Here is a 20,228-nt window from a genome sequence, read left to right as displayed (position 1 = left end):
GTTTAAAATAAAAATGTCATGAATATTGATCTACGTGACTGGTATAAATTTTACTCGCTTGCTGTGCGCGTCACACTCCAAAGGCGTCACAAAATTCATTCCAGCCACGCTATAACATTTTTAAATCAAATATACCTTACATAGCTTCTTAAATTTAATAATTAGCATCATTTATCGCTATCTATAACTTATTACTTTATGACTGGCTCTTCAAGTGTCGTCGGTTTATCCGCTTGCGGTTTGGTAAATGACAACATATTTGGCTGCTTGCCATCTTGACGTAATTTTAATAACACTTTTTGATGCCAAGGCAGGCGCTGATATGCCAACAGCTGCTCGGCAATTTTCTTATTATTTTGCAAGGTTTGTGTATTTTGAATCACATAAACCGTCCGTGCGGCTTGATTTACGATTTGGCCTTTTTCGTTTTTAAGAACGACTTTTATCGTATGTGCGCCGGGAAGAATATCAACCGTAGAAACCGATGTACTTAAACCTTGCGCCACTTCGTTACCATCCAGCATAATGCTCACTCTATCACCCAATTGTAGTGCTGGTTTTACTTGAACATTGACATCGATACTTTGAGCTGGACGGCGGTAGGCGCGTTCTTCACTAGGCTCGGTAATCGTCAGCTGATAGTTAACAGACGCTTTTACAGTAGATGGTTTGTCAGCAGGTGCAGGCGGCGCTTGGGTACTATTGGTAAGCTGATTGCTGCTGCTATTTGATTGACTGGCAGCGTTTACACCTACACTATCGTTTCCAGTCGTGACACTGGTTTGGCTAATTTGCTTGCCTGCTTGCTGCTCATAACTCTGTGGACGATCGGTAAAGGTGACTTGGCCTGTCTTTTCATCGACAACCTTATAAATAGCAGCGGCACTTGCCATCGGCGCGTAAAGGCTAGCGGTACTAATAACCAAACCTGTTAGTAGGCTTAGCGACAATCCTTTATTGAAAACAGTATTTTTTAATGATGAAATCGATGAAATCATAGTCAGTCAGCCTAAAGCGATTTGTTATTAATATATAGATGCAACCATTATGCGATATTTTTGTCATTAAATCAGCAATGACTTCACGGTAAATTTATCAATTAAACTAGCGCTTTAATTGTCCACAAAAAAACCAGTTAAGATTCCCTTAACTGGTTTTTGTTTATGGAGAGTTTAGCGTGTTAACTGTAGATTAGCAGCTATAGTACAAATCAAACTCGACTGGATGAACAGTGATATTGACGCGTTGAACTTCTTCTTGTTTAAGCGCAATGTAAGCTTCTAGCATCTCTTTAGTGAACACATCGCCTTTTAATAAGAATTCATGGTCATCTTTTAACGCTTGTAGCGCCACTTCTAAGTTTTCAGCAACCGTTGGAATGAGTGCTTCTTCTTCTGGCGGTAAGTCATATAAGTTTTTATCAGCGGCTTCGCCTGGATGCATTTTGTTTTGAATACCGTCAAGACCTGCCATCAATAACGCCGCAAACGCTAAATACGGGTTAGCTGCTGGGTCAGGGAATCGAGCTTCAACACGCACCGCTTTTGGACTACTAACGTGCGGGATACGGATAGATGCTGAGCGGTTAGACGCCGAATAGGCCAATTTAATAGGCGCTTCATAATGTGGCACAAGGCGCTTATAGCTGTTGGTCGATGGATTGGTAATGGCATTTAATGCACGCGCATGTTTGATGATACCACCGATAAAATATAGCGCGGTTTCTGATAGACCGGCATACTCATCGCCTGAAAAGGTATTGACGCCGTCTTTTGAGATAGAAACATGCACATGCATACCAGAACCATTATCACCAACGATAGGTTTTGGCATAAAGGTTGCGGTTTTACCAAATTGATGGGCAACGTTGTGAACGGCATATTTCAGCTTTTGTACTTCATCAGCTTTACGAACTAACGTGTTAAAAGCCACGCCAATCTCTAACTGGTTTGGTGTCACTTCGTGATGATGGACTTCAATGCAACCTTCGCCAATCATATCTTCGATACGATCACACATCACCGCACGCATGTCTTGTGAGCTATCAACGGGTGGTACTGGTACATAGCCGCCTTTAACGCGAGGACGATGGCCCATGTTACCCCACTCATAGTCTTTATTGGTTGACCAAGCGGCTTCTTCAGCGACGATTTCATGGCTAACACCAGACATATCGATAGACCATTTTACTTCATCAAAGACAAAGAACTCAGGCTCAGGACCAAAAAAAGCGGTGTCACCAATGCCCGTTGATTTTAAATACTCTTCTGCTCGGCGCGCAATAGAGCGTGGATCACGGTCGTAGCCTTGCAAAGTTGATGGCTCAATGATGTCACAAGTCACAACCACCGTCACTGCATCAAAGAATGGATCGATAAATGCCGTTTCAGGATCAGGACGTAAAATCATATCTGAGGCTTCAATCCCTTTCCAGCCAGCAATCGATGAGCCATCAAACATTTTGCCATCTTCCATCACCTCTTCATCGACACTATGCGCTGGGAAAGTCATGTGATGCTCTTTACCGCGGGTATCGGTAAAACGGAAATCGACCCATTTGGCATTGGATGATTCGATAAGATCAAGTAGTTTATTCGACATGGATAGTTTCCCTTATGGTTATCGTGGTACTGACATTAAAATGTAGGATTAAAATTTTAGAAGAAATTTTTTTTAAAAGGCTGTCTTTCTTAAAACTGAACTGAGTTTTTCGCGCTTAGTTAAAATATTTGTTTTGAGCCAAATAAATGCAGGTGCTATTTTAGCAACATCTGACTGATAATGCTGAACTCTTCAAATGCATATTGGTAAATAATCTTACATTGCTTTGACAACAAGTGATTTACTCCTACGAGAGGGGCAATCGCTATGCCAATTCATTGTTAATAAATCCAATGGCTGGCATAATAAAAAGCAGCACATAATGAATATTTTTAATATATTCAATTACTTATAAATTGTATACTTTCCTACTCAAGCATAATTTATATACCAATCATAATATCTAACTAACCATCGTAAATACTCACACCTTAAATAACGTCCTATAAAAGTGCAATATTTTAAAAGCCTAACCTAGAAAATGCACCTTTATGGTGCTATTGCTATCTATCAGGGTACGTGACCACTGCATTTGATAGATAACAAAATAGTGTTAAGATGACAGCGTTTAAAATCGCATCGCTGTTGAACCTATTAAGTTAAAGACATTAAACTAAAGACACTAAGTTGAACAAATTAAGTTGAACAAATAATGATTTTGATGATCGATAATTATGACAGCTTTACCTACAATATTGTCCAGTACTTCGGCGAATTGCAGCAGGACATCAGAGTTTGGTATAACGATGAAATCAGTATTGATAAGATTAAGGCTTTAGCACCAGATGCCATTGTTATCGGTCCCGGACCTTGCGATCCTGACCGCGCTGGTATCTCGTTAGAAGTCATTAAAACTTTTAAAGGCGTCATTCCCATACTAGGTATCTGCTTAGGTCATCAGGCGATTGGACAAGCGTTTGGCGGTAAAATCGTGAAAGCGAGCGAAGTCATGCATGGTCGTTTATCGGCTATTTATCATCATGGACAAGGCGCGTTTGTCAACTTGCCAAATCCAGCACAATTTACCCGTTATCACTCACTGGTGATTGATAAAGCAAGCTTACCGGACTGCTTTGAAATCAGTGCTTGGACACAAAGCGCGAATGGTAATATCGAAGAGATTATGGGCATCCGCCATCGCGAATTGGCGATTGAAGGCGTTCAGTTCCATCCCGAGTCTATTTTAAGCGAAGCAGGTTATCAGCTGTTGAATAACTTTCTGCAAACGCATCAATTAGCAATAATGCCCTCGGATAACTTGCCAAAAGTAGGATAGCGACTTTAAAAGACACGCTTTATTTAACCCAATCAATTTATACGACAATTATGAAAGATAATAATAAGTGAGAATATCATGACCTCTGCCGCTATGCAGGATGAAAAACCAACGCTAAATCAGCGCAACCAAAGCCTGCAAAATTCTGAAAGCATCAATCAGTTGTCAGATGAGAGTATTCATAAGCTACTAACCACCGCGTTAGGTAGGATTTTTCAACATATTGACTTGACCTTTGATGAGATGTATCAAGTGATGCTCATCATCATGCAAGGCAGATGTAGCGATGCCATGATGGGGGCGATCTTGACGGGTCTGCGGATGAAAGGTGAATCCATCGACGAAATCACCGCTTCGGCGAGCGCAATGCGCGACTTAGCAGCAAATATCAACCCAAAAGAATGCCATTATATGGTCGATATCGTTGGTACTGGTGGCGATGGTGCTAATTTATTTAACGTATCGACAGCTTCGGCATTGGTCGCAGCCGCAGCGGGCGCGCAAGTTGCTAAGCATGGTAACCGCGGCGTTTCGACCAAATCTGGCAGTTCAGACTTACTTGAGCAAGCCGGTATTAGCCTCTCTTTGACACCAGAGCAAGCACAGCAATGTATCGAAAACCAAGGCATTGGCTTTTTATTTGCACCCAACCATCATAGCGCGATGCGTTACGCCAATCCGGTACGCCGTGAGCTGAAATCACGGACTATTTTTAATATTTTGGGGCCACTGACCAACCCGGCTGGCACACCAAATTTGGTGATTGGCGTTTTTACCGCGCAGTTATGTGAGCCTTTAGCAAAAGTCATGAAAAATCTGGGCGCGCGCCATGTAATGGTCGTTGGTGCCAAAGATGGTTTGGATGAAATCAGCCTTGCGACTTCGACCACAGTAGCTGAGTTAAAAGATGGTGAAATCTCTGTCTATGAGATGATGCCAGAAGATGCAGGCATCGAGTCACAAACTCTGATTGGGCTTGATGTAGATTCTCCAGAGCAAAGTTTGGCACTTATTCGTGCTGCTTTATCAGGAACAGACACTCATGAGCGCGCTGTGCTAAAAGCTCGTGATATGATTGCGTTAAATGCTGGAGCAGCGATATATACCGCGGGTCTTACCAGCAATTATCCAAATGGCGTCAGCCGCGCACAAAAAATCATCCAAAATGGTGAGGCCTTAATTAAGCTTGAAACATTAGCTAAGTATACGCAGCAATTAGCAGACCAAGCTTAATAAGCTAAACGCTTAGAATTAATGAAAAAATACGTTACTCATAACTCTATTAATTGCCGCTATTTATGCAGCCTTAATTTATTAGCCTAATTGTTACTCTAAATAATGGAATGTTGCTATGACCGCCCATATAAAATCAGATACCGCGATTCCTTCAGTTTTGCAGCGTATTGTTGCTACCAAATATGAGGAGGTTGCCGCTGCTCGTACGGCATTATCACTTGAAAAATTAAAATCTCAAGTTGCTGCCAATACTCAGCCGCGTCGCGGTTTTGCTCATGCTTTGCGCGCCGCGGATATCGGTATCATTGCAGAGATAAAAAAAGCCTCGCCTTCTAAAGGCATTATCAATCATAACTTTGCCCCAGTGTTATTTGCTAAGCAATACGAGCAAGCGGGTGCAAGCTGTCTGTCGGTGTTAACCGATCGAGATTATTTTCAAGGTGATGACAGCTACTTAATTCAAGCCCGCGAATCTTGCATTTTGCCAATATTGCGCAAAGATTTTATGGTTGATGTGTATCAGATTTATCAGTCTTACTTGATGGGCGCTGATTGCATCTTGCTGATTATGGCCTGCCTTGATGATACGCAAGTTCAAGAACTGCATGCGCTAAGCATTGAGCTAGGTATGGATGTATTGATTGAAGTTCATACAGCAGGCGAGCTTGAGCGCGCGCTCCAGCTGCCACACTCAGAGCACAACATTTATGGCATTAATAATCGCGATTTAAATACCTTTGATGTAGACTTACAAACAACACTTAATTTAAAAAACACCTTGCTGCGTGAGTTGGCGATGCATGATGCGTTTGCTGCCAATCCAAATGACAGTCTAGAGCGACCGATTATTGTGACTGAAAGCGGCATTCATAGCAGCGATGATATTCGTTTGATGCTCAATAACGATATTCAGCACTTTTTGATCGGTGAGCAGTTTATGAAAACCGATCACCCGGGGCAAGCGTTACAATCCTTACTTGCGGGCGTCGCAGTAGACGAGTAAAGTAATTAAAATAATTCGAGAAAAGATAGCACTCATTCACCAACCAACGATACGTTAACTATTATGTCAAACTCTCTGTTTTCAAAAGAAATGCAAGACCAATTAAAAGAGCTTAAAGGGCAATTGAGTAAAGGTCGTGATACCAACTCACCAGAAGGTGAAAATGAAAAGCCAACCGAACCTGTCTCACTCTTGACTCAAAAACAAGTCAAAAAAACGGTTAAGCAATTAGATAGCGAACATGTCGATGACGATAAAGTTCTATTTATGCAAGCGATGCACGGCGTCAGCAAACTAGAAGATAAAAATGTCCGCTCGCCCGTCAATACCTCAAAAACTGGCAAACTCGATGCCACGACGCTTTCAAAACGCGCAGCCGCTCAAGGTAGTGAAGCAGATGATTTGGGTGCAGGTTTATCGGATATGCAAGCCCTATTAAACCCTGTCGCAGGTGAAGCGTACTTATCGTATAAGCAGCCCACCCTACAAAACAAGATTTTCACCCAATTAAAACAAGGCAAACTGCGCTGGTATGACGCGGTAGATATTCATGGTTGCACCATCGAAGAAGCGCGTGCGGCAATGACCCAACTGCTCAGTCAAGCCAAGCAAAATAATGAAACTGTGGTAAAAATCGTCCACGGTAAAGGCTCTGAGGCCATTTTAAAGACATGCGTCAATGGTTGGTTACGTCAACTGCCAGAAGTACTGGCATTTTGCTCTGCCCCGCCGAAAGATGGCGGTAATGGTGCGGTACTGGTACTACTTAAAAAGACCAAGACTGATAAAGAATAAAATTATAGTTCGAAAAAAAAGGACTGCCATGACGCAGTCCTTTTTTATATCAAATATTTACCCTCTCGTTTTGTAGTCGCGCTTTGATAAACCTTCCTATCATTTTGCTGCATATTTTTTAGTAAGTGATTTCTCTATGAATATACAAATCATCGAAAATAAACAAGAATTAAAAGCACATATCAACGCTTTGATTGCTCTCGAACCAAAATTTGCGCCTGTTTATGAGCAAATGGGTATGCCTGATTTACGCCATAACGCGGGCGGCTTTACGCAAATAATGAGAGCGATGGTTGGGCAACAGTTATCAGTCGCGGCGGCAGCCAGCATTTGGCAACGCTTGGTAGAGGCAGGCTTGACAACGCCATCAGCGATTCGTGCAGCGACAGACGAGGATTTACGGGCGCAGGGGCTCTCTAAGCAAAAAATTCGTTATACGCGCTCTCTGGTCGAGCACGATATAGATTTTGCTGCCTTAACAACCTTACCCGACGACGACGTTATCGATACTCTGACTGCCGTGGTTGGCATTGGACGCTGGACAGCCGAGATGTATCTGCTATTTTCGTTACAGCGCGCTGATGTGCTGGCAGTTGATGATTTAGCGATTAAAGTAGCAGCGATGGAATTATTAGGGCTAAAAGAGCGCCCAACGCCAAAACAATTAAAAAACCTGACCCGAGACTGGTCACCGCACCGTAGCGCTGCCAGCTTACTACTTTGGCAATATTATGGTTTTTTACGTCAAAAAACGGCTGTACCTGTTTAACTGTTTAATCAAACGTTCATTAAGTTTATTAAATGACGTTTTAAGGCTGATTCCAAATAGAAAAACTGAATCTCTTTTTGGTATGTTTAAACTTACCTTTTTTTAATATACGGCCTTTATGTTTTAGCATTTTTTGCTTTTTAGCGGCTGATGCTGCTTCTCTATTGGTTGCTTTATCACTCTTGGAGCCACCATCATTTTTATTTAAATTAACGACTTCTTGCTCATTATCAGTATTGTTATTCCCATCATTATCTGCTTTATGATCATCGCTTAAAGCATCTTCTGTAGGTTCGTTTTTATTGTCCTCAGTCACCGTTTCTATCTTAGGCTGAGGTTCAAGCTCGGCTTGATTGACAATCAATTGCTGCGTCGGTAGCGCATGCTCAACATCGTATTTTTTAACCAGGTTTAATACATCGACCAATAAGGCATCTTGTTTACCATAAAATTCTATCGTGTCGAGGGCATTAATATAAGCGCGCAGTTGGACAACGTAGCAGTCTTGACGCAACTCCAAAATATTGGCCTGGTTCCATTCTTGATTAGTCAGCTCGTGGTCATTCAAAAATTGATCCAATTTTTTGACCATGTTAAAGACAACGTCAATATCGGCATTACGTTTGATATATAAGTTATGTAAAAAATGAAACATATCACGCGAGGTATAGTTCTCAATTTGCATTGAGGAAAAGTCGCTATTAGGAACAGTAACAATCGTGCGATTCAGCGTCCGTACCCGTGATGAGCGAATACCGATATCAATAACCGTTCCCGCTTGATTACCAAAACTACAGTAGTCGCCGATGCGCACAGGTGAATCTGCTACCACCACCACACTACCGACCAAGTTCTCAATCGTCTTTTGCGCACCAAGTGCCAAAGCTAAACCACCGACCCCTAGTGCAGCAATACCTGTGGTTAAGTCAAAACCCAAATTACCAAAAATGACGATAACCGCAAATATCAATAACAGCGCTTTAACTACCTTACGCATGAGACCCAAGATAGAAACGCGCTCTGTATAATTTTTCTTATAACTTAAATTGACCGCGCGGGTAAATATCGAATCGATTACACGTAATAATAGCCATGTTGTCGCCACCCAAGACGCAATATCAGTAAAGCGTTTAATCGGTTCACGCAATGTCACTGAGATGCCAGCATAGACCATCACCTCGGATAGGATGAGCGCCGTGATGACGACGGTCAGTGGCAATATCACATTATTAGGTAGAGGTAACGACTCACCTCGAACACGAGGATAAATCAGTTTTAATAAATGGTATAGCAACCAAACCACAATGTACGTCATGATAAAGCTACTGACAATAATGGTTAGTGCTGCAACTACATCCACCATCTGATAGCCAAGTAGCTTTTTACCTTCTAGTGAGTCAATGGTGTAGCGAGAAACCAGCGTCGGCTGATAATTTTCTATTACTTCTGGTATTGAGCTCAGCGTATCATTCGAAAACTGCCAATACTGCTCCCCTTGTTTAGAGACGACTCTCTCAAGCAGTAGCGGCACGCTTTTATCACCGACGTTAATCACACCGACGTTTTCTTGGCTTGGCGGCAGCTGATCGCTTAAATTACCCTCAGGCGTATTGTTAATCTGTAAATCAGGCTGGAAACGTCCGCCGGCATCTAGCGCCTGCTTAAATTGACGTACAATGGTGGTTGGATTATCAGATTTTGATAAATTTAAATAATTGCTTGCCAACAAGTAGTCGTTATCGCCCAATGCCTTAATAAACCCTTGCACGGTGTGGCGCGGCGTGTCACGTCCAAAAGAATCAGGTGTCGACGTGTTGGCCACCTCTTCAGTTTGACCACCCACGCCTAATATACTGGCTTCGGCAGCGAGCGCACTAGGCGAGAAGAAGACGCTTAATACAATCAATATCAAAGCAAATAAAAACACCATTATCATGAGCGGCGCTTTTATTTTTAAAGATGAAAATGATGAAGGTGGCGCGGTATTAGCACTCAGATAACGCTGAATAGACAAAACAAACCTCTTAGCTTTAGGGATGGCAGCACAGAAAATAAATGAAACACGCCACTATAATAGCAATTATTAATCACAGCAACGCGTTCGATTGCAGATTTTTATTACTATCCTTAACAAAGCCTATCCTCACTTTAATCGATGACCATATAATGAACTAAAAACGACCAAATAACCAAAGTGAAAAGCCCCTCATCATGAATGCCGCTCAGCGTATGCTGAATAAATATTAGGTCAAATTGGTTTATAAGTATGCTGCTTTTGTAGATAATAAGCGCATGTAATCAGCGTATTAACTTTTGTAATTTTTTACTTTTAGGCTCTCGCTTCTGTAACTTTTTACTTTGTTCAATTTGTCATTCAACTTTGGAATTCAATATGGCTTTATCACGTTCATCTTCGACCACCTATTTGCGGTTATGTATCTTAAGTGTTTTAGGCGGATTTGCTATGAGTGCCACAGCAGCGACTGTTGATAGTAGCGTTATCAATGAGAGCGAGCTGCCACAAGTTGAGCTTGATAAAATTGTCGTGACGGCGACGCGGACACCGACTAAGGCCAGTAATGTCATCGCTCAAACTCGGGTGATCGATAGCGAAGAATTACAACGCTCTCAAGGTCAAAGTGCGCTTGATGTAATTAAGCGCCAGCCAGGAATTAGTCATTACACTAACGGTGGTTCTGGCACCACATCAAACTTTTATATGCGTGGCTACAATAACAACCAAATATTAGTTCTTATCGATGGTGTACGTTATAGCTCAATGAGTGCAGGCGGCGCTACTCTCAGTTTGTTACCTGTAGATCAGATTGACCGTATTGAAATTTTATACGGTGCCTCAGGCTCAAGTATCTACGGTTCAGATGCGATGGGCGGTGTTATCCAAGTATTTACTAAGGGCGCCAATGTCGATAGAAGTAATGTATCAGTAACTGCTGGTGTAGGATCGCATAACGAAGACTTATATGGTGCTAGTGCTCAGTTTCTTAGTGAGAAAGGGACAACATTGAGCTTATCAGCCAATCGTAAAGAAACAGATGGATTTAATGCGACACTACCAAGTAGTTTGCCCACTCAAACAGATGATGATGGGTTTAAAAGTGACAACTATAGTATTTCATTTGGTCAAAAGATTAGCGATAGCTTGAAATTTGGATTGAGTGGACTTTATTCAAAGTCGACTACAGATATTGACGCTTATGATGACTACCTTACTAATGCGCCTGCCCTAAAGCATGCTTTTGCAGAACAAAATAATGGAGCTGCTACTGCCTATCTTGAGCATTCTGATGACACTAGCAGTACTAAATTCACTTATGGCTACAGCATTGATGAATCAACCACCTATGAAACAGATGTAAACAATGGTAGTAAATATGATAATAATCAACAACAAATAAGCTTAGTGAGAACTCAGACGTTGCCTATTGGTAAAGCTATTATAGGTGCTGAACATTTAAATCAAGAGCTAAAATCAAATGTATATGATGCTAATGATCGTAAAGTAAAAAGCGGCTTCCTAGGCTATTTAGTCTCGCATAACAATATCGATGCCCAAGCTAATGTACGTTATGATGATTACTCTGACTTTGATAGTGAAACGACTTATAACTTAGGGGCAGCCTATCATCTTACTCCAGAATTTCGTGTAGGAGCTAATTATGCAAAAGGCTTTCGCGCCCCTACTTTTAATGACTTGTATTACCCAAATTCAGGCAACCCTAATCTAAAACCTGAAACCAGCGATAACTATGAGGCATTTATTGAGTATAATACTGGACTTCAATCCACACGCCTAACCGGCTATCATAATAAAGTTGATGATTTAATTAGCTTCGTTTCGATATTTGATATTGATGGTACCTATGCTGGCGGTAGCAGTGAAAACGTTGATAAAGCTAAAATTAAAGGTTTAACCTTAACGTCAGACTGGGTCTTTGATAGCTACTTATTTGGTGGAAGTTATGATTATCAGCAAGCTAAAGATGATAGTGGTAAATTCAATGACGGTAAATTTCTTGCCATTCGTCCTGAACATAAGGGTTTAGTTTACATCGGATATCGCTTACCAAGCTTAGATATTCGTACTGAATATCAGTATGTAGATGATTACTATAGTAGTATTGATAATACTGATAAACAACGTGTTGACAGCTATGGCTTGTTGAATATCAGTGGTAATTACCAATTGACTGATAACTTAACAATGACTGCCCGTCTAAATAATATTACTAATAAGCAATATATTACGCTGCCAGGTTACAATACCGACGGCACCAATTTCTTCACCTCATTAACCTATAACTGGTTCTAATTCCTCTCAAATCAAATGAAGCGCAAATGAACAATCAAGGTCATCCATCGATGGCCTTTTTTGATAAAGCATGATAAAACCTGATAATCTCAAAGCCTTTATTTCACATACCTTTAGTGCTAATATGTCACTTGTGATAACGTTAGTGCAAGTGTGAAAAAGCCAATTAAATGGCTACCAAAATGGCTACCAGTTTGCAGGTGATAAGATGACCATCAAAACAGACTTAACAACCGATACCCAAATCAAACGGGCAATCAAAGACACTATTAAGGCTGGCAAGACTATCAGTTATCCTATAGCTGGCTATAAAGGCTTAGAGATACGTATAAGACCGCATAAAGAGAGCCTAGACGCTACAGCCGATTTTAGACACCGTTACACCCACCCCATCACTAGCAAACGCCCTTACATGACGCTAGGACAATACCCAGCGTTAAGCCTTTCCGATGCCCGTCAATACCATAGCGACAATATGCAACTATTAGCCAAAGACATAGACCCAATAGAGCATAGAGCCGATGCCAAGCAAAAAGACATAACAGACCGTCAAAATACCTTAAATCATTTCATCAACGAATGGTTAGAAATTCAAAACAGCAAAAACTTATCCAAATCTAGTATTAGACGGCATAGAGATGCTACTAAAGTTATTGCACAACAGCTTGGACATATGAAAGTAACAGATATTAGCCCTAGTATCGTCATTAAGTTTATTAAAGACATTCAAAAAACATATTCATATAAAGGCTTACAGGTCAAAACCATATTAAAAAGTATTCTACAGATTGCTAAGGCTCATATGATTATTGAGTACAACCCAGCCAGCGACCTACAAGGGACACTTATTAATCACAAAGTAAAACATCATGCAGCACTAACAGACCCTAAAGAATTTGCCGAACTGCTAAAAGATATTGACTGCTTAGACGATGCAAGCCAGCTACACAATAAGCGCGTATTACAGCTATTAGCATTAACGTTTGTTCGAGTTGGTGACATGTGCGCTATGAGGTGGGCAGATATTAACTGGTTTAAAAAACAATGGGAATTTAAGCCACAAAAAGCAGGTAACAGGGCCGATATGGTGGCCAGCATTGTTATACCACTAGCACCGCAAGCCATTGCTATATTAGAGCAGATGAAGCAGCTTACAGGTGATAGCGACTATGTATTTCATAATACAAGGCGTAGAAAAGAGCCTTATCACCATACCCTAGCAATAAACAAAGTATTGAATAGTGATCTAATGAACAACGAACAAGGTTATAAGGATATTCACAGCCCACACGGTTTTAGAAGTAGCGCAAAAACCATGCTGATGGAGCGACTAGGCTATGACGAATTGATAACCGAACTGGCACTAGGCCACCGCATGCTAAACGCTTATGGCACAGCATATAACCGCATGGCAGGCTTAGAACAAAGAGCAGATATGATGACCGCATGGGCTAATTACCTAGACGATATTAAGGCTGGCAAGTTTGATAACGTGATACGTGCAGACTTCAAGAAAGCAGCCAAACAAAAACATGGTTAATAACCATTAGACTGAATTGCAAGGCTAGGACTAATTAACCGAACGGCAGCGATTTACACACCTTAAAGCAGCCACCGCCTTGCACCTTATTTTATAAAAGGGTGTGTAAAGGTGTGAGCAATGAACAATAAGTGCGAGAATATAAATACACTACTTGAAGTTATAAGACACAGTGAGGACTTTAATACGGCACTTAGAGCTTATGGCGATAACGATCAAGTTAAATACTTTGATGGAGTATCAGACACTTTCAGTTGGCACTTATATGACCTTGCAAAAGAGAAAAGCCTATGTGTGAAAGAAACCACTAATGAACTTATGAGATTGCGCATAGATATATTCAAGATATTCTTAGAGCTATACCCTAATATTAATGACGATAAAGAGTTGCTTTCAATAGTTAAGAGTAAGCTTATAACTAAATATTTCAAACATTTAGGTTTAGGCTCAGAGCAATTAACTTTTACAGCGATCTTATTGGCTTTTACTGAAATATACCTAAGCTTTAATAAGATAGATATGTTTATGAATTATCTTTTATCGTCTAGCAACGCATTAGGGATTGTTTTAGCAAATCATAGTTATGTATCTTATGAGGAGTTAGAAAAACGAACATCCGCACCTATACAAAAGCATACTGAGGAGAAGAAAAAAATAGCATTACCTTTAGCAGACAAGATATGGAGTTACGATAAGCAAGATAACTTATTATTGCGCAAGCAAGTAGCTGGATTGGTAGTTGAATTATTACCTGATCTAAACTTAACAGTTAATCAAGTAGATAACTGGCTTAAAAAATCCGATAAAGTACCGCCAGCTATTTTAGAGAGGTACAAGAATACAGATTATGGCAACTCAACACCTGAAAATAAATTGCGCAAACAACTATTATTAAGAATACGTAGCGAGTTAAGCCCTTTTAATTGTGAGAGTTTGTAATAAATATCCCCTAAATTCTAGAATTACCCCCTGATTGCTAGAATGCCTATCTACCACCTTATCTATCATAATCCTAATATGACATCTGTTACTAACCATTAACTAACAGGTGTTCTTATGACCCATACCAATACAATCATTAATAGCAGCAACCAAGTTAAAGATGAGCAACCTACCCCGTTAAACCCTCAAGGCTATTCACGCATTCAGCCCACAGCCGAACTGATCGGACTACACCACCAAACGTTACGCAGATGGTGGAAAGCTAACAAATTCCCCAAACCTATCAATGTAAACGGTATTCCAATGTTTAGGAATAGCGATATTTTGCGCTTTCTTGAAAGTCAACAATCAGCTAGTGAGGTGTAAGCCATGACTACCCCACAGCAACCCCCAAAGACCCAAGCCGCAATTATCAAAGCCCATCTAATGACAGGTCAAACTATTGATATATGGCAGTCTATCCATGAGTACCATATCACCGCTTTATCTCAACGCATAGGTGGCTTAAAGCGCAAAGGCCTGCCCGTTAAAAGTGTAATGGTTAAAGAGAACGGCAAGCGTTTTGCTCGCTATTGGCTAGACACAGCTGCTATTAATAAAGCTGATGAGGTGAACGCCCATGAGTAATGACGAATTAGTCAACGAGGTAATGCACAGATTAAAAGAGCAAGGTTTTTTGATGATAACTGATGACTTTATAGACCAGTTAATCATTACCTTACACGCTAATGTGACCATCATTAATACCATGACCCAATTAGCAGAGCTAGAAACCAAGATGCTAGGCGGCTTACTACCTACAGGCAGTAGGCAAGTAAATTCACTCAAAGAGCTATCCACACGCATAGCAGAAATTGCTTTTAACATAGAGGACGTAAGAGATGAACAACGATAATCAGCAATCTAAGCGAGGCTTTATATTTTATATGGTGCTAATGGTTGGCTTGTTTATGTTATTACTTACAGCTTGCGAACCAGTAAATATTAAAACAATAACAAAATTAGAGGTCACTAATAATGCTTAACTCAATTACAACTACCCAAACGAGCCAGCGCAAGGTTATAGACCTTACTAATCAAGACGATGACGAAGTTATTTTAATGCCGTCTATCATGCTGTCCGATATTGCATGTGACATTAACGGCGCTGCTACTGTTTTGCATGACATAGGGCAACTGCTACACCTTATCGCTACCCGTCAAATAGAACCCCATGCCGCCATAGCATTGGCCCGTCTGTCACAAGATGCCGCCGATACTTGGATTAATCTGCTTTATAGCCAACTGGACATTATCAACGAACCATTAGCCCAGACAGGTTATGGCAAGGAGGACGCTTGTGCCTATTGATAATGACAACCCTAAAACCTTTATGGACGCTCAACTTGCCTATGCAAAGTCAAAGCATGGTAAAGAGCAGAAAAGAAAAGATGCACAAGGCGGCCGCTACTATCAAATCAAACGGGCAGCGGACAAGATACAGCACTCATATGATGATGACGGCAAGGAGGGCAAACGATGACCACACCAACCGACAGCCAAGAAAAAACCCGCGGCAAGGCGGGCTTAGTTAGCATTTTAGGTGAACATCAACCAGCAACGGCGGAAACGCTACAAGATGACGAACTGCTAAAAAAATTATACGATATTTTAGAACCTAACAGACTACTAGATATTAAGGTTAATTTACCCGTAAATCAAGGTGACATACTACCAACCGCTGGCATGGTGGGCCTAGTATTGCATAACAAAGACTATGAGCCGGTAAACTTGTTATGTATGCCCCCAAACGGACAGCCTAAAGATTATATAGTGACTGATCCTTTTGAAACGGCGGCTTTTATCATTGGCACGATGGACAGCAAAGACGAACGAATAGCCGTTAATAATGTAGCTGATGCCGTAGAGCTGTCTTATCTTTTGTTAGGTGAACCGGTAACGATACTAGCCAGCCGTGATGACTGGTCATTTAATGACATGGTTAAGCATTTCTCACAAGATGCACCCGTTACAGTCATGACCACAGCGGACGTTAAAGACAAGTTTATAAAACCATTGATAGGCTCAAACGTGAGGGCCATTATTACTAGTGATCGCACTGTATTAGAGCACTTAGAGTATGGCGGCTTAACTTATCAGGCCATACTAGCCCTTGATGATACAAAGATAATCGACCTTAAAACCATAGCATGGCCCACACCTGAACCGCTATCAAGTGACCCCAGCAAACCGACACGCTATCCAATAGAAGCATGGGACGGACTGCTACAAAAGGTTATTAAGAAAATAGCTTACTATCAGCAAGTACCTGATGCTATGGCCGGTCAATGTATCTTAGGCGCATTAGCCCACATGGGACAGGCCCACGTTGACGCGCCGTTTGGCTATAAGCATATGCCGGCAAGCCTGATCTTAATTACTGAGGGTGAAAGTGGCAGCGGCAAAACGCAAGCAATGGACTTAAGCCACCATAAAATAAAAGAGTATGAACAAAAACAATATGAGGAATATATAACAAGGCATGATGAGCACAAAGCGCAAATTGCCAGCCTAAAAGGTGCAGAACTCAAAGACTACTTAGCAAACGAGCCAGCACCCCACAACCCCGAGCGGCTATTCAAAGATGCCACTATTGAGCCGGTACTCGATAAGTTTGTGAATGGTGAAATAACAGACGCATCATGGTCAACTGATGACGCGGCCCAATTCTTTAATGGTCATACAATGAAAGGTGACACAGCCGGCAACGCACTGGCAGCCATTACCGACCTTTACAGCGGCGGCGAAGTGAACCGGACACGATCACAAAAGAACGCTTATGCAAACCCACGCACCAAAGCCTATAACGTGCGTATGACGCTTATGCTAATGGCTCAACGTATCATCTTAGAACCGGCCTTAACTGATGACATGATGAACCAGCAAGGCTTTTTAGCAAGGGCCTTGATTGCATGCCCTAACAGCTTGCAAGGTTATAGAACATGGGACGATATAGAGCGTAGGCAGCAAAGCCCATTTATGGACAGCGACCTACAAGCTTATTGGAGCAGATGCAGCGACCTATTAGACCCCGTGGACAGCAACGCGCCCACCGATGACAAAGGAGCACCCAAACGCTATAAAATGCGCTGGCAGGACAAGCAGACAGAACAAATATTCTATGAGCATATGCAGGCCATAGAGAACCAACAAGCTAAGAGCATGCCACTGGAATACTTAAAAGCGTATGCCTCACGTATGGCAGAAAATGCCAGCCGCATAGCCACATTGATAGCATTCTTTGATAAGCGTAAGGCTATTACTACCGATGACATTAAACGGGCTTTTATGTTGGTGGAATACTCAACGGCCGAACGCTTGCGCTATCAAGATGCAACGCCAACCGGTGAACAACCCGACATTGAGAAGTTAAGCAACTGGCTAATAGACAAGGCTAAAGACAAAAACCCAGCGGTATTAAATAAGTCTTATGTGACCCAGCATGCACCCAATGCGCTAAGAGGTAAAAAGCTAAACTTCTTACTTGATGATCTTGAAAGCATGGGCCATATCAGGTTAGAAAGTGAGGGCCGCCGCCGCTTAGTATATGTTAATCCCAAGCTACTTACTGATTAGCGACCAGTAAAAGCCGCTAGACTTGCTAAACTTATCTACAGCCCTTACCAGTTAAGGGCTTTACTTTAGCTGTATGACTACTAAGCATTGCTAGACTTGCTAATCTTTAGCCAATACAGACGAACTATAGCAACTTTAGCAGTTATTGTTAATTGTAGGGTAATAAAAAAGCCCTATCTAAAATAGAGCCTTTGAAAGATTAATTAATTTTATGCAATATTACCAGTTATCATTACCATTAGATGTTACTTTAATATCATTAGAAAAGCGATCAACAGTACTATCTAGTAGTTTTTTCGCATTCTCTTTTTCTTCATCTAATAATAGTTTTGAAGTTGATTCAGGAATAGGAATGCCAGAATTGTAATTATAAGGAGTATGTATCATTAAATCATCGAACGTTATACGCGCCCTGTTATCTTTAGCATCTACTTTGACTGTAAACTGTAAGTTTCTTGGAGTACCTATACAAGCCATACCGCTACACGACATTTTAGCATTACCCTTACCAATAATGCTGCCAGACTCTTTATCTTGATACCTAAGAACAGAGTTAGAATCTCTAAAACTCTTAGCAAACCACTGTCTAGCACCCTCGTAAACTTCATCTTTACTAGTATTAGGTATATCTATAACTTTTTGATACTGAGTCATAGGTGGCTGCTTAACCTGCTCCATAGTAGCGCAGCCAGTCACAGCTAAAAAAGAGGCGGCAGTCACAGCTAAAAAAGTGTTTCTCATAAAAAACTCCTGAAATACAACATTGGAAAACCTTTTGTTGATTAGCACCTACTATCATTAGTAACGTGTAATAACGTGTAATCAAATGCAACTATAACCTACTGTTATATATTAAACAATTGTAAATAATATTTAATGATATTAATTCTGATCATATCTTACCGCCAACTAAGGAGGGTTGTGGACAGTATTAACTACGTAGAGCTTAGTATTATCCATGTTACAATCAAGGTTATAATTTGCTTAATGATTTAGATAACAATTAGAGATCATCATGCCAGCCATTGCCACTACTCGCAGCCTTAGCGACTATTCAAAGATTAATATCTCAACATATCGCAATCAGTTAAAACAAGCAGCCGAACCATTCATAGATATTAATTATCAATACCGCGGCAAACCTTATGACTACTCTATTCAAGTATCAAAGACCCCATGCAACTATGGAGGTTATCGTCATTGGTTTTTATGCCCGTCATGCTCAAAGCGTACAAGCGTTTTATATTGTGCTGGCTTATACGTCTGCAGACATTGTATGGGCTGTAATTATGGCTCACAACTACAACAGCCCATTGATAGGTTATTCAGTCGCTTACATGCGATTAGACAGCGTTTAGGCTGGCAGGCAGGCATTGCCCACGGTATTGGTGAACGACCTAAAGGAATGCACCACAGCACGTATAACAAGCTGGTGAATGAGCATGAGCAGCTAACAGCTAAGGTATGGCAATCTACACTTGATAAACTACATTGCACCCATTGAGGCTAAAAGATGCGACTACCTGACATTAACGACCTGATCCAAGACTTACAGCTTGCAAAGCAGATAGCGATTGAGGATAGAAACCCAAACGCCCTAATCATGGCCACCATTAGCCAAGCTAAATTACTAGGATTAGATAAGCCACAGATTAGAGATGTTAATGCCGATGCTGTGCAGTCAATCAGTGATCTAATGAACGAGCTATCAAGCGATGAGCATACAAGGGCGGTAACTTATGAAAGTAACAGTTAATGACTTAATAAAAGAATTGGACGATGCAAGACAGACAGCCAAAGAGAACGGGCAAGCATCTGCTATGGTGGCATCAATACTAGCTAAGGCTAAATTACTAGGACTGGATAAAGCAGACAGCGAGCATGATAACGAACCACAGCCAGTACAAATCATAGTTAATGTTAAGAACGCTCGCAAAGCTGACAGGTAACAGCTAAATAATTACATTGCCCTATGGCTACCAATGGCCAAAAATTAAAGCTACTGGCTACCAAAACGGCTACCAAACGATATTGTATTTTAATAATATATAATAAAAACAATAACTTATGTATTAAATAATGCTCATCAATCGTGGCCTTTTTTTATGACTCAAGCACTTA

The 20,228-nt window shown here is 41.0% G+C and carries 21 protein-coding genes; 17 read left to right on the top strand and 4 right to left on the bottom strand.

Features of this window, described 5'->3' with window-relative positions; genetic code table 11:
- Window positions 1–191: 191 nt before the first annotated feature.
- Together B4K26_RS08255 and glnA are read right to left on the bottom strand one after the other, a co-directional pair.
- Window positions 192–998: a DUF4124 domain-containing protein gene (locus B4K26_RS08255; RefSeq protein WP_296244761.1), complete on the bottom strand. Its 807-nt coding sequence runs from the start codon at window positions 996–998 to the stop codon at window positions 192–194.
- 193 nt (window positions 999–1,191) lie between these two features.
- The gene (glnA, locus tag B4K26_RS08250; protein ID WP_296244760.1) at window positions 1,192–2,601 is read right to left on the bottom strand and encodes a type I glutamate--ammonia ligase; all 1,410 of its coding nucleotides are present in this window, start codon (window positions 2,599–2,601) and stop codon (window positions 1,192–1,194) included.
- A 652-nt stretch (window positions 2,602–3,253) separates the two neighbouring features.
- On the opposite strand from glnA, the gene B4K26_RS08245 reads away from it, so the two are divergent.
- The 5 genes from B4K26_RS08245 to B4K26_RS08225 all read left to right on the top strand — a co-directional run bounded on the left by B4K26_RS08245 (window position 3,254) and on the right by B4K26_RS08225 (window position 7,680).
- Window positions 3,254–3,877 (top strand): anthranilate synthase component II, encoded by a 624-nt coding sequence (locus B4K26_RS08245; RefSeq protein ID WP_296244759.1) that lies wholly within the window; start codon window positions 3,254–3,256, stop codon window positions 3,875–3,877.
- Between the two features lie 93 nt (window positions 3,878–3,970).
- A complete protein-coding gene (gene trpD / locus B4K26_RS08240; protein ID WP_296244898.1) occupies window positions 3,971–5,110 on the top strand; it encodes an anthranilate phosphoribosyltransferase in 1,140 nt (379 codons plus the stop codon).
- A 118-nt stretch (window positions 5,111–5,228) separates the two neighbouring features.
- Window positions 5,229–6,116: an indole-3-glycerol phosphate synthase TrpC gene (gene trpC / locus B4K26_RS08235; protein WP_296244758.1), complete on the top strand. Its 888-nt coding sequence runs from the start codon at window positions 5,229–5,231 to the stop codon at window positions 6,114–6,116.
- Window positions 6,117–6,179: 63 nt separating this feature from the next.
- The gene (locus tag B4K26_RS08230; RefSeq protein ID WP_296244757.1) at window positions 6,180–6,911 is read left to right on the top strand and encodes a Smr/MutS family protein; all 732 of its coding nucleotides are present in this window, start codon (window positions 6,180–6,182) and stop codon (window positions 6,909–6,911) included.
- 136 nt (window positions 6,912–7,047) lie between these two features.
- Complete coding sequence (locus B4K26_RS08225) at window positions 7,048–7,680, top strand: DNA-3-methyladenine glycosylase family protein (RefSeq protein WP_296244756.1); 633 nt, start codon at window positions 7,048–7,050, stop codon at window positions 7,678–7,680.
- A 40-nt stretch (window positions 7,681–7,720) separates the two neighbouring features.
- Here the strand turns inward: B4K26_RS08225 and B4K26_RS08220 are convergent, their stop codons facing one another.
- Window positions 7,721–9,694: a mechanosensitive ion channel family protein gene (locus B4K26_RS08220; protein WP_296244755.1), complete on the bottom strand. Its 1,974-nt coding sequence runs from the start codon at window positions 9,692–9,694 to the stop codon at window positions 7,721–7,723.
- Between the two features lie 378 nt (window positions 9,695–10,072).
- Between B4K26_RS08220 and B4K26_RS08215 the strand changes: the two genes are divergently transcribed.
- The 9 genes from B4K26_RS08215 (at window position 10,073) to B4K26_RS08175 (ending at window position 18,107) form a co-directional block, all read left to right on the top strand.
- Entirely contained in the window at window positions 10,073–12,010 is a 1,938-nt protein-coding gene (locus tag B4K26_RS08215) for a TonB-dependent receptor domain-containing protein (RefSeq protein WP_296244754.1), read from the top strand.
- A gap of 208 nt (window positions 12,011–12,218) precedes the next feature.
- Window positions 12,219–13,550 (top strand): tyrosine-type recombinase/integrase, encoded by a 1,332-nt coding sequence (locus tag B4K26_RS08210; protein WP_296244753.1) that lies wholly within the window; start codon window positions 12,219–12,221, stop codon window positions 13,548–13,550.
- A 120-nt stretch (window positions 13,551–13,670) separates the two neighbouring features.
- Window positions 13,671–14,489, top strand: coding sequence for a hypothetical protein (locus B4K26_RS08205; RefSeq protein ID WP_296244752.1), 819 nt, complete (start codon window positions 13,671–13,673; stop codon window positions 14,487–14,489).
- 117 nt (window positions 14,490–14,606) lie between these two features.
- A complete protein-coding gene (locus B4K26_RS08200; protein ID WP_296244750.1) occupies window positions 14,607–14,858 on the top strand; it encodes a helix-turn-helix transcriptional regulator in 252 nt (83 codons plus the stop codon).
- Between the two features lie 3 nt (window positions 14,859–14,861).
- Window positions 14,862–15,119: a helix-turn-helix domain-containing protein gene (locus B4K26_RS08195; RefSeq protein ID WP_296244748.1), complete on the top strand. Its 258-nt coding sequence runs from the start codon at window positions 14,862–14,864 to the stop codon at window positions 15,117–15,119.
- A complete protein-coding gene (locus B4K26_RS08190) occupies window positions 15,112–15,387 on the top strand; it encodes a hypothetical protein (RefSeq protein ID WP_296244745.1) in 276 nt (91 codons plus the stop codon). The genes B4K26_RS08195 and B4K26_RS08190 overlap by 8 nt, the downstream gene beginning before the upstream one ends.
- Window positions 15,388–15,509: 122 nt before the next feature.
- Window positions 15,510–15,842, top strand: coding sequence for a hypothetical protein (locus tag B4K26_RS08185; protein ID WP_296244742.1), 333 nt, complete (start codon window positions 15,510–15,512; stop codon window positions 15,840–15,842).
- A complete protein-coding gene (locus B4K26_RS08180) occupies window positions 15,832–16,014 on the top strand; it encodes a hypothetical protein (protein WP_296244740.1) in 183 nt (60 codons plus the stop codon). The genes B4K26_RS08185 and B4K26_RS08180 overlap by 11 nt, the downstream gene beginning before the upstream one ends.
- Window positions 16,011–18,107, top strand: coding sequence for a DUF3987 domain-containing protein (locus B4K26_RS08175; RefSeq protein WP_296244738.1), 2,097 nt, complete (start codon window positions 16,011–16,013; stop codon window positions 18,105–18,107). The genes B4K26_RS08180 and B4K26_RS08175 overlap by 4 nt, the downstream gene beginning before the upstream one ends.
- A 219-nt stretch (window positions 18,108–18,326) precedes the next feature.
- Here the strand turns inward: B4K26_RS08175 and B4K26_RS08170 are convergent, their stop codons facing one another.
- Entirely contained in the window at window positions 18,327–18,848 is a 522-nt protein-coding gene (locus B4K26_RS08170) for a DUF4468 domain-containing protein (RefSeq protein ID WP_296244736.1), read from the bottom strand.
- 274 nt (window positions 18,849–19,122) lie between these two features.
- Between B4K26_RS08170 and B4K26_RS08165 the strand changes: the two genes are divergently transcribed.
- The 3 genes from B4K26_RS08165 to B4K26_RS08155 are packed head-to-tail and all read left to right on the top strand — an operon-like array spanning window position 19,123 to window position 20,056.
- Complete coding sequence (locus tag B4K26_RS08165; protein ID WP_296244734.1) at window positions 19,123–19,611, top strand: hypothetical protein; 489 nt, start codon at window positions 19,123–19,125, stop codon at window positions 19,609–19,611.
- A 9-nt stretch (window positions 19,612–19,620) separates the two neighbouring features.
- Complete coding sequence (locus B4K26_RS08160) at window positions 19,621–19,863, top strand: hypothetical protein (RefSeq protein ID WP_192520539.1); 243 nt, start codon at window positions 19,621–19,623, stop codon at window positions 19,861–19,863.
- Window positions 19,847–20,056, top strand: a complete 210-nt coding sequence (locus B4K26_RS08155) for a hypothetical protein (protein WP_296244731.1) — start codon at window positions 19,847–19,849, stop codon at window positions 20,054–20,056. Before B4K26_RS08160 ends, B4K26_RS08155 begins: the two co-directional genes overlap by 17 nt.
- The last annotated feature ends 172 nt before the right edge of the window (window positions 20,057–20,228 follow it).

This window comes from Psychrobacter sp. UBA6766 (genome assembly GCF_002453355.1).
Lineage (GTDB): Bacteria > Pseudomonadota > Gammaproteobacteria > Pseudomonadales > Moraxellaceae > Psychrobacter.
This window is presented reverse-complemented; position numbering and strand designations above follow the sequence as displayed.

Coding starts and splice junctions, on each gene's coding strand:
- B4K26_RS08210 (WP_296244753.1), top strand. CDS start 12,219: ATGACCATCAAAACAGACTTAACAACCGATACCCAAATCAAACGGGCA.
- B4K26_RS08205 (WP_296244752.1), top strand. CDS start 13,671: ATGAACAATAAGTGCGAGAATATAAATACACTACTTGAAGTTATAAGA.
- B4K26_RS08155 (WP_296244731.1), top strand. CDS start 19,847: ATGAAAGTAACAGTTAATGACTTAATAAAAGAATTGGACGATGCAAGA.
- B4K26_RS08165 (WP_296244734.1), top strand. CDS start 19,123: ATGCCAGCCATTGCCACTACTCGCAGCCTTAGCGACTATTCAAAGATT.
- B4K26_RS08175 (WP_296244738.1), top strand. CDS start 16,011: ATGACCACACCAACCGACAGCCAAGAAAAAACCCGCGGCAAGGCGGGC.
- B4K26_RS08185 (WP_296244742.1), top strand. CDS start 15,510: ATGCTTAACTCAATTACAACTACCCAAACGAGCCAGCGCAAGGTTATA.
- B4K26_RS08190 (WP_296244745.1), top strand. CDS start 15,112: ATGAGTAATGACGAATTAGTCAACGAGGTAATGCACAGATTAAAAGAG.
- B4K26_RS08225 (WP_296244756.1), top strand. CDS start 7,048: ATGAATATACAAATCATCGAAAATAAACAAGAATTAAAAGCACATATC.
- B4K26_RS08160 (WP_192520539.1), top strand. CDS start 19,621: ATGCGACTACCTGACATTAACGACCTGATCCAAGACTTACAGCTTGCA.
- B4K26_RS08195 (WP_296244748.1), top strand. CDS start 14,862: ATGACTACCCCACAGCAACCCCCAAAGACCCAAGCCGCAATTATCAAA.
- glnA (WP_296244760.1), bottom strand. CDS start 2,601: ATGTCGAATAAACTACTTGATCTTATCGAATCATCCAATGCCAAATGG.
- trpD (WP_296244898.1), top strand. CDS start 3,971: ATGCAGGATGAAAAACCAACGCTAAATCAGCGCAACCAAAGCCTGCAA.
- B4K26_RS08200 (WP_296244750.1), top strand. CDS start 14,607: ATGACCCATACCAATACAATCATTAATAGCAGCAACCAAGTTAAAGAT.
- trpC (WP_296244758.1), top strand. CDS start 5,229: ATGACCGCCCATATAAAATCAGATACCGCGATTCCTTCAGTTTTGCAG.
- B4K26_RS08230 (WP_296244757.1), top strand. CDS start 6,180: ATGTCAAACTCTCTGTTTTCAAAAGAAATGCAAGACCAATTAAAAGAG.
- B4K26_RS08245 (WP_296244759.1), top strand. CDS start 3,254: ATGATTTTGATGATCGATAATTATGACAGCTTTACCTACAATATTGTC.
- B4K26_RS08170 (WP_296244736.1), bottom strand. CDS start 18,848: ATGAGAAACACTTTTTTAGCTGTGACTGCCGCCTCTTTTTTAGCTGTG.
- B4K26_RS08255 (WP_296244761.1), bottom strand. CDS start 998: ATGATTTCATCGATTTCATCATTAAAAAATACTGTTTTCAATAAAGGA.
- B4K26_RS08215 (WP_296244754.1), top strand. CDS start 10,073: ATGGCTTTATCACGTTCATCTTCGACCACCTATTTGCGGTTATGTATC.